The organism is Mucilaginibacter sp. cycad4 (genome assembly GCF_034263275.1).
GTDB lineage: Bacteria > Bacteroidota > Bacteroidia > Sphingobacteriales > Sphingobacteriaceae > Mucilaginibacter.
In genome coordinates, this window is record NZ_CP139559.1 from 5,932,125 (window position 1) to 5,945,737 (window position 13,613).

Sequence of the window (13,613 nt, forward strand, 5' to 3'; positions counted from 1 at the left end):
AGGCTTATCAAAGGATTTCTTTGTCATTAATCAGTAAATATCAGTTTATTCAGCTAAATGCCTTTTGTAAAAGAGAATAAAAGCTAATATCGATCAGAGCTAATATGTCTTTCAAATTTTACATACAAACCACCTAGTATGTTTTAAAATGCCATAGTTTTGCAGCAAACTTCAAAATATGGCTAAAGTTCAAATAGGTCAGGTACAAATGAAATGTATCGCCAACAAACAAGAAAACCTTGAAAAGGCAATTCTGATGATACGTGACGCTGCTTCAAAAGGAGCGCAGATCATCTGTCTGCCAGAGCTTTTTACAACTGCTTATTTTCTCGAAACCGAAGATCCAGTAAACTTTGAAGCAGCAGAGCCCGTTCCTGGGCAATCGACCCAAACACTGTCTATGTTATCGGCCGAGCTTGGGGTGGTGATAGTTGCTTCTTTTTTTGAGTTGGACAACAATGGCAAATATTACAACACGGCAGCAGTTATCGACGCGGACGGAAAATATCTCGGAAAATACCGCAAAATGCATATTGCCGACACGGCTGAATTACGGGAGAAATTCTATTTCAGTCCGGGTGATGAAGGCTATAAAGTATTTAAAACGCAGTTCGCTACCATAGGCGTATTGATCGGATGGGACCAATGGTATCCTGAAGCTACCCGAATCGTTTCGCTAATGGGGGCTGAACTCCTGATTTGCCCTACTTCTCTTGGCTGGTCAGTAAATATGGACGCGACCCTGGGTTCGGAGCAGATTCAGGGATGGCAAACTATCGTGCGTGGCCATGCTGTAGCTAACGCAATTCCGATCGTCAGCACCAACAAAGTGGGTGAAGAGGCTGGTATAAAGTTCTCCGGAAACTCTTTGTTAACAGACGCCTTTGGAGGTATTGTTCGCCAAGGTTCAATTGACAATGAAGAAGTAATAGTTCAGCAAGTGGATACAGATGATACTGAGCACTACCGTATCCACTGGCCATTTTTTAGAGATCGCCGCATAGATTCTTATGCGGAACTCACCAAACGTAGTATATAAATTTATTTTAAAGGCACTTGATTTAAAACCAAGTGCCTTTAAAATAAAACAGGTGTTAATATTGTTTATTGCATGAGCTCGGAGTCCTGGAGAAGCGAATCAGCGGCCTCAAGAATAAGGGACGATATCAGTTCATGATGAGAAATAATTGTAGCATGCCCGGCCTCCAGTGTTACGGTTTTTATCGGCCTAATCCTTTCGATAAATAATGCCTGAGTCGCCGGAATGATCATTTTATCTTTTACAGATGTCTGATACCAACTAGGCTTGTCCTTCCATGCTGGTTCAAAATCAAACTCACCGTCGATGATCGCTTGCGAGATCGGTTTTTGGGCAGACGCCAAGACCATGGCTTCATTTTCTGAAACCTCCGGACAGTAAAGCTCGTGAAACCGCTCATAATCCAGAAATAGCAACCCAGACGGGCCTGTGGCAACAGCAGTTGAACCTTCTGGTGTTTCCCCGATATGGGATAAAACTCCCACGGACTCCCCTTTCTCCGGAGCAAATGCTGCAACGTACACCATGCCTTTAACAGTTGGTAGATTCCCTACTGCACTGATTACCATTCCTGCGTAAGAGTGACCGACTAAAAGGGTTGGGCCATTAAGTGCACTCACCAGGTCGCTCGTTTTTTGGATATCTTCAGACAAGGAAGCCAATGAAAGTTGCATCGCTCTTACGGTATAGCCGGCGTTGGATAAAGCCGGGATAATATATCTCCAGTGTGAACCGTCGCCAAATGCGCCATGAACAAGTACGATATTGAAATTTGTTTTCATATAGATAAATTTTAATCAAGAAAATAAAAACGATGCGCTAAGGGATAAAAGGGAAACAAGCAAAAAACCATTTAGCGACGCTAAAACTCAATGTTCATTTTTTAGAAATCTTATGATCATATATATGATTCCACACCCTCTTTTTCGACAATAAGTTTCTGCTGAGTTCATTTTTAATTAAAAAGCTCCCGGGAAAAACCGAGAGCTTTTCAAGTCGATGATCAACTGGTAATTTAAATTATTCGTTACCTTCAAACAGTACAGCCATGTGATCACCGCCTGCTGTGCGATGCGCACGTAATGCGGTGTAAGCATCGCTGTAATACCATTTTTTAGCGTCTTCCATAGATGGGAATTTCACTAACCTTGCTGTTTCAGTAGGCTGTCCTTCAAGATTTTCATGCTTGGTGCCGTAAGCTAAAATTTCAATGGGGTGATCACCGATAGCAGTCCCGATATTTTGTTCGTAAAAATCCAGTTCCGCTGCGTCTTTTTGATTAAGTCGTTGAAATAGAATATATGCTGACATGATAGTTATTGTTCGTTTGTTTGATTCGAACGTTGCAAAATTATGTACCGTTCCCTCCGCTGCTCCTTTTTCGACAATTTCTTGACCTCAATAAAAAAAAGTCAAGAAATTGAAATTATTTGTTCGTCAAACAGCTTGTTTAGCCCTCATTGTTGTCTTTCTTTTTATCCGGCTCAGCGTTTCTGCATTGATCTGAAGATAAGATGCAACCATATGTTGAGGCGCCCGAAGGATAACCTCTGGGTTATGTGCAAGCAATTGCAAATAGCGTTCTGATGCCCCGAGAAAGTAGGACGCATGGATCCGCTGATTTGAAGCCACAAAAGCTTTTCTGAAAATCTCGTTTATATGTTGCTTAAAACCGGGAAGATATTCATAAAGTGAAATGAAATCAGCATCGTTAATTATGGCGACCCAGGTGTGTTCGATTGCCTCAATATTGAACCTGGACGGCATTTGTGATGACAAGCTTTCGTGTTCACTAGCCCAGGAGTTTTCAAATTTAAAAAGCATGGTATTTTCCTTGCCGGTATCTCCGATCTGATAAGTTCTCAGGCATCCGTTCAAAATAAAAACCTGCTTATTATTTAATTCCCCGCTTTTAAGCAAATGTTTACCACGGGGAATCAAAATGATCTGTGTTGCGGCAACGACTTTTTTCCAGTCTTGTTCGGTAACGCTAATGTTGTCATCCAGGTATTTCCTGAAAGTTTTCAATAATTGATATCTATCGATCATGGCTTAACGTTTTGATAAAGTCCAAGCACAAACCCATTGCGAATCCGAACGTAAGCGAATGGAAAGTAAAATTCTTCATTTTGAGTTAATTCATCAATTATAGTAAACCCCAGTCTCTTTGCGATTCTGATACCTTCGTCTAGGTTATCGATACCGAAATGAATGACTATATCACTTTCTGAAAAAAGAAAGGGAGTAGAAAAAGCACCCGGTCCATGTAGTTCTAATAAGTTTTGTGGAAGAAGCTCGATAATTTTCAAGCCAGGTTCGTCATGTACCTCCTTGGTCGGAAAAATTTCACTGAAAAATTTGCCGAGAGATTTAAATTCCACAATGTTGGCGTTAATAGCGATCCTTAAACTGTCCATGTTTATAATTTTATTACGTTTATAAGTAAGATGCGGAATGTAAAAAGTGTGACAACTCTGATACAAGCACGGCCAGACAAGAGACCATGCGGTAATCACCTGTAGTACCGACAAGATAAATTATTCCAACCTTAAGCCATTGTGCATGTAACTCAATACCAAATAATTATACAATTAAAACGATATAGCCTTAACGATATTCGGTTATTTCATGTAATCACGAAGCGGTAATTCGTTTCAATTATTGACTAAATAAATATTTAGTTTAAGCTATCAGACGTCGACGAGATAGTCATGATAATTTCAAAGCCCACCAAAAAGATATTGCAGTCAAGTTTAATTCTACCTTTGTAAACTGGCATACGGGAAATATCAGATGACACCATTTTCGGAAACTTATGACGAAAACAAAGAGCGCCGCTTTATCGAGCAGGCACGTAGCGGCTCCCGGGAGGCGGCAGGCCATCTGGTGCAACTACATCAACGTTTTATTTATAATGTTGTATTAAAGCTCATCGGAAATGTCAATGATGCTCAAGATATGACTCAGGAAATATTGATGACCATGCTGACAAAACTTGGTCAGTTCGAATTTAAAGGCAGTTTCAGGACTTGGCTATACCGGATTGCGACGAATCATTTCCTGATGAGCAAAAGAAAAAAGTCAGAATTAACGATGATTTCCTTTGATGAACTCGGTGATGTTTTGGATAAACTTTATGATGATCAAAGCATGTCAGCAGAGGAGCAACGCCAACACAGCGATCAAATTATTGCTTTCCGGAACAAGTGTACCGCTTCCATGCTGCTTTGCCTGGATCGTCAGCAAAGAATGGTTCTAATCTTAGGAACAGTCTTTAATCTGAAAAGTCCGGTAGCGGCACAAATGCTAAACATGACAGCGGAAAATTTCAGAAAGCAATTGTCCAGAGCCAAGACCGACCTTTTTCAATTCATGGACGATAAATGTGGTTTAATAAATCCAGCGAACCCTTGTAAATGCTACAAAAAAACAAAGGGTTTCATCAAGGACGGCTTGATAGACCCACAGACAAAACAGTTTTCTGCTGAGGCGGTCACTCGTATTTCCGAAATCGCGCCCAAAAAAAACAAGCAATTAGATGAACTGATGGAACGTAAATACCTGACCTTCTATGAAGAGCAGATTTACGAAAAGATTGATGACGAAAGGACATTTATAGCTAATATCCTGGCAGAACCCGAAATCCGTAAGCTATTTTCCCTTAATTGACTTTGACGATCAAGTAGTTTTTACATTAAACATACTATGCAGTATGTTTCCTTTGCTACATTCGCGTCAAATTTCAATTCGATGCATCTTATCGTTCTAATATTCCACTCGTTCTTCCGCTGGCTGGTGTTAGCAAGTCTGATCTTTGCAATCGTACGTAGTTTTCGCGGCTGGATGTTAAAAAAGCAATATTCTGTATTGGATAATAGGATAAGGCACTGGACGGCCACGATAGCACATATTCAACTTATTTTGGGTTTATGGCTTTATTTTATCAGCCCGCTGATCAGCTATTTTTGGCATAATTATCACGTCGCGGCGCATCAAAGAGAAATCCGTTTTTTCAGTATGGAGCATAGTTCTATGATGTTACTATCCATCATAATTATAACTATCGGCTCAGCTAAAGCCAAAAGAATGAAAACTGACAAAGGGAAATATAAAATCGCGGCCATAACCTTTTCGATTGCGCTGCTGATCATTCTTTTATCCGTTCCATGGCCATTTTCACCGATGGCAGGCAGGCCTTATTTTAGAATCCCATAATTACCTTCCCTGAAATTTCGTAAAGTTAATGGATCAGTTAAATATACTTTGATGGTCCGTAGGCAGGTACCAATTGTTAAAAATAAACAAGGAACTTTCTTTTTAGCGATCGCATAAGTTTCTATTGTTTTTAATTTTCTTATAATCAGCTACTTATCAGCAAATTAAGCGCTGGATATTAACGATATTCAGTTAAGCTGATGGTGAATTAACGGTTCACCGTATTTGCAATCGAGACATGCCTGTTAGCGGGAAAGGGTGTTTGCAGAAACATGATAAATGCTGCAACTTTATTAAAAACACAAACATCAACACATAAATCCTATGTCAATTGAACAACTGCTAACCAATCTTAAAGAAGGAAGATGGGTAAGCCTCAGCACTGAAATCAGGCCAGGTATCGTTAAATCCGAAAACGGCGACATTAAACCTCTTTACTGCACCAGGGAATTCACATTCCCAGCAAACGATCAATTTACACTTAAATTTATCACTTACGCGGATCCTTACGGTCAATATCCCCTGGTGGAAATGAAAATGGCCGGACACATCTCAATTGGCGCACAACATCCTATTTTGGAAGGTGCATACGAAATTGACTATGCAGCCGATGTAGCTTTCGAGATCATGCCACTACATGAACAGGTTACGTCGGCACTAAACAAAGGTCCGGCTGCCGATTCGGTCGCATGGTCGATAGGGATATCTAAGAATGTATTTCTTAAATCAGTTCCGGCTTTTGGTTTGTCGGCTAACGAGCCATTCAAAGAATATGATTTGATTTTTATTTTCGAAAATATGTTATTTAACGGCGCACGTCATATCGATGGTAAGCCCTTTAATAAACCTGAAAACCGGCCCACAAACCTGCAAATACCTCTGAAGAAAATCAACAAACCATAAAGAAGCAAAGGTGTAATTGCCTCTTACGAAAAAACGCCGGCAACGACAGTATTCTCAAAACCGAGCCCTGTGATAAAATTCACGGGGCTCAAAAATAAAATGCTCCACTTAAACTATTAAACAATAGTCCTTCATAGCTCTCACCCGAGCTAATCTTCGCAGGTTGACCTACTCCATCCCGCTAAACCATCAATTTTCACTTCTAAAGTGCCAGGCTATTCCCAGCCACCAATACTGCTATTTCGCTTTTAATAATGATTATTTAACGATAGGTCGGGAAGTAATTTAGACGAAGATACGCAACTGGTTAATAATCAAAATATTAACTAATGGCACATTTGTTTGATTGAACAACTAGAAATCCAAATACAGACACTATGATCTCAAAGTCAAAACAAAAAAAGATCAATAGCCTGATTACTCGCAGGATAATTGAATTACAGTCTAAAGGCTACGATCTGGACTACGTTATCGCTGGAGGAAACGGATTGCTTTGCATTCAAAACAACCTGTTTACGCGCCTTGACGATACTGTGATTAATCTGGTTGACTTAGGCTATGACCATCTAAACAGGAATTTTAAATACATCCATACTGTCGAAAACGGAAATGGTGAAAGAGGAATGCTGATCGCGGATATCATCCTATCAGTGGCTTCAAATCACTCGGTAGCATAAATTTTATATATCGCATGAATTTAAAATAAGAGAAACATGATAGCATACGGTCAACTTGAGTTCCAAAAACAGTCTTGGTTTGATCAAGACAATTTCAATTACAGCTTCATTTAGAATTACTATAGTATTCGTTTTAGCTAAACAGTATTCCTGCATTTAAACCAATTCAAAACAACATATTTATGATTTCAGACATTAAATTACCGGACAGCCAACTCATCAAACAAGCCCACGATCTCGTCCGCACAGCATCTAACGATATGCTTTATAACCATCTGATGCGTTGCTATTATTTCGCTGAATTGTATGCACGAAAAGAAAATTCTAAGCCAGATCGCGAGCTGATCTTTTTCTCAACAACAATGCACGATCTCGGCTTTACCGACTATGGCCGCGGCCCGAACCGTTTCGAAGTTGAAAGTGCTCACGCGGCACGGAAATACCTGAAAGAATGGGGGGAAACCGACGACCGCACCTGGAAAGTTTGGACTAATATTGCAGCGCACACCTGGGACATCAACCTCTTTAAGGAAGATGAAGCCCGGATTTCGCAGCTGGGCATCCTGTACGATGTTATCGCGTTGCCGCCTGAGCTGAGTCTCGACCCTAAAGATGTGGCAGAGATCGTATCTCGCTATCCGCGTTTGAACTTCAAAAATGGTTTTTACGAAATGCATAAACAAGAAATGGAAAGCAAACAACCATATCCTCATCGATTCCACATGTGTACCTGCATCGCACACGAACAGGGACACAAGCTCGAAATACCGGATCCAAAAGCGTGGTTGGCAGGAGCTCCTTTCGACGAATAAACGTATAGTGAAAGCAGTAATGATAGACCGGTAGCACAGTAACTCAACGAATCACGCTGTTCTTGCATATTCAAAAAAGAAGTGAAGACAGTTAGCTAAAAAGGCTTGATCATTCGTTTTTATGCAGCACAGATCTGAGTTTTTCCTGAATAGCTGCTATCGTCCCGACTTTATCTGCTTTTAATTGATCTACAATGTCCTGCGCTAGACCGGGCGGGTTATACTGGGATCCCCAAAGGCCCATTTCCATGACCATGGGCACAAGGGAAATACCTTTTTCCGTTAAATTGTAGATAAACTTATTCTTTTTGTCAGGGGATACGCGTTTGGTTAGAAAATCCTGTGCTTCGAGCATATTGAGCCGGTCACCGAGAATATTAGTGGCTATTTTTTCTTCCGAAGCCAGGAATTCGCCATAGGTGGATTTCCCGTACAACATGATATCACGGATGATCAGAAAAGACCATTTATCGCCAAGAAAATCTAGTGTATAGCTCAAGGGACAAGTTGAGCGATGTTTTATACCCTTCATAAAAAAATTATTTTACTTGCAAAATGCAAGTAAAATAATATACCTTTGTTTACTTGCAAAATGCAAGTAAAATTAATAAGAATAAATTAACATACAAATTCCCTAAAATTTCAATTCGAATTAAATAACAATACCATGAAAATTTCAAACAGGACTATATTGATTACCGGTGGCGGATCAGGCATCGGTTATGAAACCGCTAAATTGTTAAGCCAGGACAACAAAGTCATCATTGTCGGCCGGTCTGTTGAAAAACTTAAAGAAGCTGCCGCATCTTTAAACAATACCACTGCTATCCAATGCGATATAACAAATGAAGATGACATCAACAATTTAGCAGCAGAGATAGGTGCTAAATATTCGGATCTAAGTGTGCTGGTTAACAATGCAGGTATTGCCTTTGCCTACCAACATTCTGAAAATGCCGGAGCGTTCGACAAAGCGAAACAGGAAATGGAAACAAATTACTTTTCATTGATCAGGTTAACTGAAAAATTGCTTCCGATACTTAAAAGCCAGGCTGAAGCTGCGATAGCAAACGTTAGCTCCATCGTTGCATTTACCCCATGGTCGGTTATCCCAACCTATTCGGATAGCAAAGCTGCAGTTCATTCTTACACATTGGCTTTACGTCACACACTGGCGCAGGATTCTAACATTAAAGTATTTGAACTCATGCCACCTACAGTTAATACGGAATTTTCAAAAGAAGTTGGCGGCGACAAAAACGGTATGCCTCCGGCAGATGTTGCTAAAGCGCTGATCGAAGGTTTCAACAATGATCAATATGAAATCCATGTAGGAATGACCGCTCAGTTCCGGGATTTCTTCTTTTCTGACCCTCAGCAAGCGTTCAATATGCTAAACAGTCAGCAATAATAATTTTTTGAGTTGGATTGTAAATGTCGTTGCGAATTGCGTGACGGCATTTTTTTATTGATTAATATGGCCCAAAGTGTACCATTTATGTCCTTTGCTACATTTGTTTTAGTAGGTAACTTTATAAAATGAAAACAGCGTCATTAATCGATGCCTGCCATCCGAAATATAAGAAGGTCGTTATCGTGGCCATGTCCGGCAACATGCTGATCAATTTTTCTGGTCCGGCCGACGTTTTTACTAATGCTAACCTGTTTCTACTCGAGTCCGGGACAGAAGCAGGCTACGATGTTTCTATTGTTTCCCCTACGGAAAGCAAGATCATCAAAACCCCCACGGGGATGGAAATCCGCTGCACCCATTCCGCAATGGATCTTCAAATACCGATTGATACGCTGATCATTGCCGGCAACCATTTGTCGGAATTTGAAGGAGAATCATACGCGCCGTTCTTTAATTGGCTGGCAGGAGTTAACGAGCGTAATACGCGCAGGACGGGATCCGTTTGTGGTGGCGCGTTCGCCCTGGCCAAAGCCGGCTTGCTGAACGGACGCAAAGCGACTACTCATTGGGATCTTAGCGATAAATTAAGAAAGAGGTTTCCGCTCGTCCAAGTTGACACCAATCCCTTCGTTACCACCGACGGTAATATTTATACTTCCGGAGGCGTGTCTTCCGGCATTGACCTTGCCCTGGCCATGGTCGAAGAAGATTATGGAAAGGACCTGGCCATTAAGGTAGCCAGGAAATTGGTTTTTTACTTAAATAGACCAGGATATCAGGCTCAGTTTGGAGACCTGCTGCCGATGTATGAAAGCACCAACATCGCTGGTAAACTCCAGGATTGGTTTAAAGAGCATCTGCATGAGCCAATGGACGTATCGAGAATAGCTGATCACCTGAATATGAGCAGGCGGAACTTTACCCGCGTCTTCCATAAGCAAACAGGTTTGCCACCGGCTAAATTCATAGAAAAGCTAAGGATTGAAACGGCTCGCAAATATCTGGAAAACACGGATACCAATATTGAAATCATTGCGGATAAATGTGGATTAGGTAGTATGGTTTCCATGCGGCGCACATTTTTCAGGCATTTAATGATCACTCCATCGGATTACCGGCGGGCTTTCAGGAGCTCTCTTACAACTCCTTCGATAGAAGATTTCGTTTAAAAATTAATATTAAATAACAAATTCAATAACAGTACAATGAAAATTGCAATAAATGGATTCGGCCGGATCGGTAGAATGACGTTGAGAGCGCTACAAGACAAAAAAGATATCGAAGTTGTGGCCGTAAACGACTTAACAGACGTTAAGACATTGGTTCACTTGTTAAAATATGATACTGCGCATGGCCGCTTTCCCGGCGAAGTAAATGCTGACAGTGATAAGATCATCGTTAACGGGAAACCAATCCTGATGTTAAGCGAAAGAGATCCACTGAAATTGCCATGGGGAGATCTTGGTATTGACGTCGTTATAGAATCAACCGGGCGCTTCACTGACAAAAGCGCTGCACAGGCACACATTACGTCCGGGGCAAAAAAAGTTTTGATTACAGCGCCTGCCACAGGAGGGGTGAAAACAATTGTGCACGGTGTTAATAATGACCTGATTAGCGAAGATCTCATTTATTCGACGGCATCTTGTACTACCGGAAGTATTGCGCCGATCCTGCATATCCTTGACAATGAATTCGGAATTGAATCAGGCTATATGATCACCATCCACGCATTCACTGCTGATCAGAATTTACAGGATGCTCCGCACAAAGATCTGCGCAGGGCACGTGCAGCTTCTTACTCCATTATTCCTACCACCACAGGTGCCGCAAAAGCTATTGGAGACGTACTTCCTAACCTGAAAGGTAAACTGGATGGCTATTCTTACCGCGTACCTGTTATCGACGCCTCGATAGTAGATCTTTCCATCAATCTGAAAAAAGAGGCTTCGGTAGACGACCTTAACCGCCTTTTTAAACATTATGCGGAAAACTCCCTGAAAGGCATCCTGGAATATACTGAGGAGCAATTTGTTTCATCAGATATTTTAGGAAACACGCACTCCTCAATCGTTGATGGCACCCTGACAAAAGTCATTGATAAAATGGTAAAAGTAGTGGCTTGGTATGACAACGAAGTAGGAATATCTAACAGGATAGCAGAGTTAGTCTCTAAATTGTAACCAGGTCGAATTACATCCCGACTTTTAATGATGCCTGATGTAATAAGAGGTCTTTCCAACCCCGGAAAGGCCTCTTTTGTTATATAGCTATGATGATCAATGTCGACGAACCGCATACGATAAATAAATAATAATCTCCTTGGGTTAAATAATTTAAGTTCAATGACCTGTCAGCGCTGCTTTAAAAGACACGGCTAATTAATATTTCAAACCGATGACACTACTTTATTAAATACGTCCTTACATTTGCAACATACTAACTAGTATGTTTTATGTCAAAAGCACAGGATACAAGGATGTTAATTTTACAGCGGGCCTCCGAGCTGATCTACAAGCAAGGTTACCAGGCTACGAGTATAGATGAGATCATCGCAACGACTGCTGTGACAAAGGGCGCTCTTTTTTATCATTTTAAAAACAAAGAGGAAATGGGGCTGGCTATCATTCATGAGATTATGCATCCGGGCCTGATCCCATACATGAGTGGATCGCTTGATCATCCAAGCGGTGATATTCGCAAGGACCTTTATGAAATGATGAAAGATCTTTTATTTAAAGCTCCCTTTGTTAAGGTGAATTACGGTTGCCCGGCAGTAAATCTGATTGACGAAATGGCGCCGTTGAATGTGGCGTTTTTAGCGGCTTTAAAACGTATTATCCAGGAGTGGCAGGACGCTATCGAAGCGGCGATTATTAAAGCTCAGGAAGAAGGTGAATTAAATAAATCAAACGACCCCAAGGCGGTTGCTACTTACATAACGGCTAATTATGCCGGCGCAAGAAATATGGGTAAAATGTTCGGCAGCGGCGCATACGGCCTGTTTCTTAAAGGATTCAAAAAATTCGTATACGATCTAAAATAATTTTTTTTTGCGCTAAAAACATACTAAGTAGTATGTTTCAAAAATTAAATCAAATGAATCAGGACATCAACATACCAACGATAGAAACTGATGACGTGCTCTTCGAGGAACAATCAGGCTCTCAAACGGAACATGCTTTTAAGAAAGATCCTCGCCAGCCGGACCATCTTTCAGGTTATATTCCAAGGGATCATCATATCATGAATTGGTATGATTACATAGTAAAAGTAGGTATGATGTGGTAATGGAAGATAAAAAAATCATTACTGAATCAGCGGAAATTTATAAACAGCAACACACATAATTACAAAAACAATCATGAAAACAATTCCAACGATAATAGCAGCATCTTTGGCTGCACTGCTTGTCGGATGTTCTACAACTCCGCAAGCAACATCCTTGGCACCAGCGTCGCTTCCCGTAATCACGGTTAGCCAGGGTAACGCGGAGACACAGAATGAATATCCAGCAACAATAGAAGGTGAATCTGAGGTTGAGATCCGGCCGCAAGTCGGCGGCATCCTCGAAAAAGTATTCGTAGACGAAGGCACATTCGTACAAAAAGGACAGCCCTTATTCCAGATCGATGATCAGGTTTATCGTCAACAGGTAAATAATGCTACAGCTGAACTTGGTGCTGCACAAGCTGCCGCAGAAAATGCACAAATAGAAGTTAATAAGGTACAGCCACTGGTGGAGAACAAAGTTGTAGTCGATCTGCAACTAAAGACGGCTTCGGCAAATCTGAATGCTGCACGATCCAAGGTAGCGCAGGCTAAAGCTATTCTCGCTGACGCAAAAATTAAACTTGGATATACCCTCATAAAGGCACCGGTATCCGGTTACATTGGCCGGCTAAATAAAAAGGTTGGTAGTTTACTCGCGGTAACTGATGCTGACGAATTGACTGACCTGTCCAACATAAAAGACGTTCGGGTTTATTTCTCATTGAGTGAAGCTGAATTTTCTGACCTGAAAAGCCGTCTGCCCGGAAACACCATCGCTGAAAAATTGAAGAGCGCTGCATCTGTAAAACTCCGTTTGTCAGACGGTCAGGATTATGCGGTGAATGGCAAACTCGATATGGTTAACGGAAAGTTTGATAAGAACAGTGGGGCAATTTCTGTCAGAGCAACCTTCGCAAACACTGACGGCTTGCTTCGTTCAGGCAATACCGGGCGTATCATCTTAACCTTTAAGGAAGGGAATGTAATTGCTATTCCGCAGTCAGCAACCACAATGATCCAGGACAGACGCTTTGTTTACGTTGTTGGTGACAGCAGCAAAGTACGCAAACAGGTCGTGACGATCTCTGGTAGTTCCGCAAACAACTTCTATATCAAAGAGGGACTAAAATCAGGTGACAGAATCGTTCTGGAAGGCGTCGAAGGCCTTCAGGATGGGGCTAAAATCCAACCTGTTTCATCAAAAGACAATACAGTCGCGTACAACCGGTAATTAATCATTAGACACAAAAGGACAGCATTCTGTCAGGCAGTGCCGACAT

At 41.3% G+C, this 13,613-nt stretch carries 17 protein-coding genes; 12 read left to right on the forward strand and 5 right to left on the reverse strand.

Annotated elements, in window-relative coordinates; genetic code table 11:
- Nucleotides 1-178 precede the first annotated feature (178 nt).
- The gene (locus SNE26_RS24380; RefSeq protein ID WP_321556465.1) at nucleotides 179-1,039 is read left to right on the forward strand and encodes a carbon-nitrogen hydrolase; all 861 of its coding nucleotides are present in this window, start codon (nucleotides 179-181) and stop codon (nucleotides 1,037-1,039) included.
- 65 nt (nucleotides 1,040-1,104) lie between these two features.
- Here SNE26_RS24380 and SNE26_RS24385 read toward each other — a convergent pair whose 3' ends face one another.
- From SNE26_RS24385 to SNE26_RS24400, 4 genes are all read right to left on the reverse strand, one after another.
- Entirely contained in the window at nucleotides 1,105-1,821 is a 717-nt protein-coding gene (locus SNE26_RS24385; RefSeq protein ID WP_321556466.1) for an alpha/beta hydrolase, read from the reverse strand.
- A gap of 238 nt (nucleotides 1,822-2,059) precedes the next feature.
- Entirely contained in the window at nucleotides 2,060-2,350 is a 291-nt protein-coding gene (locus SNE26_RS24390) for a DUF1330 domain-containing protein (protein WP_321556467.1), read from the reverse strand.
- Nucleotides 2,351-2,476: 126 nt separating this feature from the next.
- Nucleotides 2,477-3,088, reverse strand: a complete 612-nt coding sequence (locus SNE26_RS24395; RefSeq protein ID WP_321556468.1) for a Crp/Fnr family transcriptional regulator — start codon at nucleotides 3,086-3,088, stop codon at nucleotides 2,477-2,479.
- The gene (locus tag SNE26_RS24400; RefSeq protein ID WP_321556469.1) at nucleotides 3,085-3,456 is read right to left on the reverse strand and encodes a hypothetical protein; all 372 of its coding nucleotides are present in this window, start codon (nucleotides 3,454-3,456) and stop codon (nucleotides 3,085-3,087) included. The genes SNE26_RS24395 and SNE26_RS24400 overlap by 4 nt, the downstream gene beginning before the upstream one ends.
- Before the next feature lie 376 nt (nucleotides 3,457-3,832).
- Between SNE26_RS24400 and SNE26_RS24405 the strand changes: the two genes are divergently transcribed.
- The 5 genes from SNE26_RS24405 (at nucleotide 3,833) to SNE26_RS24425 (ending at nucleotide 7,646) form a co-directional block, all read left to right on the forward strand.
- On the forward strand, nucleotides 3,833-4,708 hold the full coding sequence (locus tag SNE26_RS24405) for an RNA polymerase sigma factor (protein ID WP_321556470.1): 876 nt from the start codon (nucleotides 3,833-3,835) through the stop codon (nucleotides 4,706-4,708).
- 36 nt (nucleotides 4,709-4,744) lie between these two features.
- On the forward strand, nucleotides 4,745-5,254 hold the full coding sequence (locus SNE26_RS24410) for a hypothetical protein (protein ID WP_321556471.1): 510 nt from the start codon (nucleotides 4,745-4,747) through the stop codon (nucleotides 5,252-5,254).
- A gap of 324 nt (nucleotides 5,255-5,578) precedes the next feature.
- The gene (locus SNE26_RS24415) at nucleotides 5,579-6,157 is read left to right on the forward strand and encodes a hypothetical protein (protein ID WP_321556472.1); all 579 of its coding nucleotides are present in this window, start codon (nucleotides 5,579-5,581) and stop codon (nucleotides 6,155-6,157) included.
- Between the two features lie 377 nt (nucleotides 6,158-6,534).
- Complete coding sequence (locus SNE26_RS24420) at nucleotides 6,535-6,834, forward strand: hypothetical protein (protein WP_321556473.1); 300 nt, start codon at nucleotides 6,535-6,537, stop codon at nucleotides 6,832-6,834.
- Between the two features lie 182 nt (nucleotides 6,835-7,016).
- Nucleotides 7,017-7,646 carry an HD domain-containing protein gene (locus SNE26_RS24425; protein ID WP_321556474.1) on the forward strand — a complete coding sequence of 210 codons (630 nt, stop codon included), beginning with the start codon at nucleotides 7,017-7,019 and terminating at the stop codon, nucleotides 7,644-7,646.
- A 109-nt stretch (nucleotides 7,647-7,755) separates the two neighbouring features.
- Here SNE26_RS24425 and SNE26_RS24430 read toward each other — a convergent pair whose 3' ends face one another.
- Nucleotides 7,756-8,145: a helix-turn-helix domain-containing protein gene (locus SNE26_RS24430; RefSeq protein ID WP_321556475.1), complete on the reverse strand. Its 390-nt coding sequence runs from the start codon at nucleotides 8,143-8,145 to the stop codon at nucleotides 7,756-7,758.
- A 168-nt stretch (nucleotides 8,146-8,313) separates the two neighbouring features.
- On the opposite strand from SNE26_RS24430, the gene SNE26_RS24435 reads away from it, so the two are divergent.
- The 6 genes from SNE26_RS24435 to SNE26_RS24460 all read left to right on the forward strand — a co-directional run bounded on the left by SNE26_RS24435 (nucleotide 8,314) and on the right by SNE26_RS24460 (nucleotide 13,564).
- On the forward strand, nucleotides 8,314-9,057 hold the full coding sequence (locus tag SNE26_RS24435) for an SDR family NAD(P)-dependent oxidoreductase (RefSeq protein WP_321556476.1): 744 nt from the start codon (nucleotides 8,314-8,316) through the stop codon (nucleotides 9,055-9,057).
- Between the two features lie 128 nt (nucleotides 9,058-9,185).
- Nucleotides 9,186-10,229: a GlxA family transcriptional regulator gene (locus SNE26_RS24440; RefSeq protein ID WP_321556477.1), complete on the forward strand. Its 1,044-nt coding sequence runs from the start codon at nucleotides 9,186-9,188 to the stop codon at nucleotides 10,227-10,229.
- Nucleotides 10,230-10,265: 36 nt separating this feature from the next.
- Complete coding sequence (gene gap / locus SNE26_RS24445) at nucleotides 10,266-11,243, forward strand: type I glyceraldehyde-3-phosphate dehydrogenase (protein ID WP_321556478.1); 978 nt, start codon at nucleotides 10,266-10,268, stop codon at nucleotides 11,241-11,243.
- A 272-nt stretch (nucleotides 11,244-11,515) separates the two neighbouring features.
- Nucleotides 11,516-12,106: a TetR/AcrR family transcriptional regulator gene (locus SNE26_RS24450; protein WP_321556479.1), complete on the forward strand. Its 591-nt coding sequence runs from the start codon at nucleotides 11,516-11,518 to the stop codon at nucleotides 12,104-12,106.
- 53 nt (nucleotides 12,107-12,159) lie between these two features.
- Nucleotides 12,160-12,351 (forward strand): hypothetical protein, encoded by a 192-nt coding sequence (locus SNE26_RS24455; RefSeq protein WP_321556480.1) that lies wholly within the window; start codon nucleotides 12,160-12,162, stop codon nucleotides 12,349-12,351.
- 73 nt (nucleotides 12,352-12,424) lie between these two features.
- Entirely contained in the window at nucleotides 12,425-13,564 is a 1,140-nt protein-coding gene (locus tag SNE26_RS24460; protein WP_321556481.1) for an efflux RND transporter periplasmic adaptor subunit, read from the forward strand.
- Nucleotides 13,565-13,613 lie beyond the last annotated feature (49 nt).

Excerpts from the sequence above, each read along its gene's own strand:
- SNE26_RS24425 (WP_321556474.1), top strand. The coding sequence starts at position 7,017 with ATGATTTCAGACATTAAATTACCGGACAGCCAACTCATCAAACAAGCC.
- SNE26_RS24405 (WP_321556470.1), top strand. The coding sequence starts at position 3,833 with ATGACACCATTTTCGGAAACTTATGACGAAAACAAAGAGCGCCGCTTT.
- SNE26_RS24420 (WP_321556473.1), top strand. The coding sequence starts at position 6,535 with ATGATCTCAAAGTCAAAACAAAAAAAGATCAATAGCCTGATTACTCGC.
- SNE26_RS24435 (WP_321556476.1), top strand. The coding sequence starts at position 8,314 with ATGAAAATTTCAAACAGGACTATATTGATTACCGGTGGCGGATCAGGC.
- SNE26_RS24415 (WP_321556472.1), top strand. The coding sequence starts at position 5,579 with ATGTCAATTGAACAACTGCTAACCAATCTTAAAGAAGGAAGATGGGTA.
- SNE26_RS24410 (WP_321556471.1), top strand. The coding sequence starts at position 4,745 with ATGCAGTATGTTTCCTTTGCTACATTCGCGTCAAATTTCAATTCGATG.
- SNE26_RS24380 (WP_321556465.1), top strand. The coding sequence starts at position 179 with ATGGCTAAAGTTCAAATAGGTCAGGTACAAATGAAATGTATCGCCAAC.
- SNE26_RS24450 (WP_321556479.1), top strand. The coding sequence starts at position 11,516 with ATGTCAAAAGCACAGGATACAAGGATGTTAATTTTACAGCGGGCCTCC.
- SNE26_RS24400 (WP_321556469.1), bottom strand. The coding sequence starts at position 3,456 with ATGGACAGTTTAAGGATCGCTATTAACGCCAACATTGTGGAATTTAAA.
- SNE26_RS24390 (WP_321556467.1), bottom strand. The coding sequence starts at position 2,350 with ATGTCAGCATATATTCTATTTCAACGACTTAATCAAAAAGACGCAGCG.
- SNE26_RS24385 (WP_321556466.1), bottom strand. The coding sequence starts at position 1,821 with ATGAAAACAAATTTCAATATCGTACTTGTTCATGGCGCATTTGGCGAC.
- SNE26_RS24455 (WP_321556480.1), top strand. The coding sequence starts at position 12,160 with ATGAATCAGGACATCAACATACCAACGATAGAAACTGATGACGTGCTC.
- SNE26_RS24440 (WP_321556477.1), top strand. The coding sequence starts at position 9,186 with ATGAAAACAGCGTCATTAATCGATGCCTGCCATCCGAAATATAAGAAG.
- SNE26_RS24460 (WP_321556481.1), top strand. The coding sequence starts at position 12,425 with ATGAAAACAATTCCAACGATAATAGCAGCATCTTTGGCTGCACTGCTT.
- gap (WP_321556478.1), top strand. The coding sequence starts at position 10,266 with ATGAAAATTGCAATAAATGGATTCGGCCGGATCGGTAGAATGACGTTG.
- SNE26_RS24395 (WP_321556468.1), bottom strand. The coding sequence starts at position 3,088 with ATGATCGATAGATATCAATTATTGAAAACTTTCAGGAAATACCTGGAT.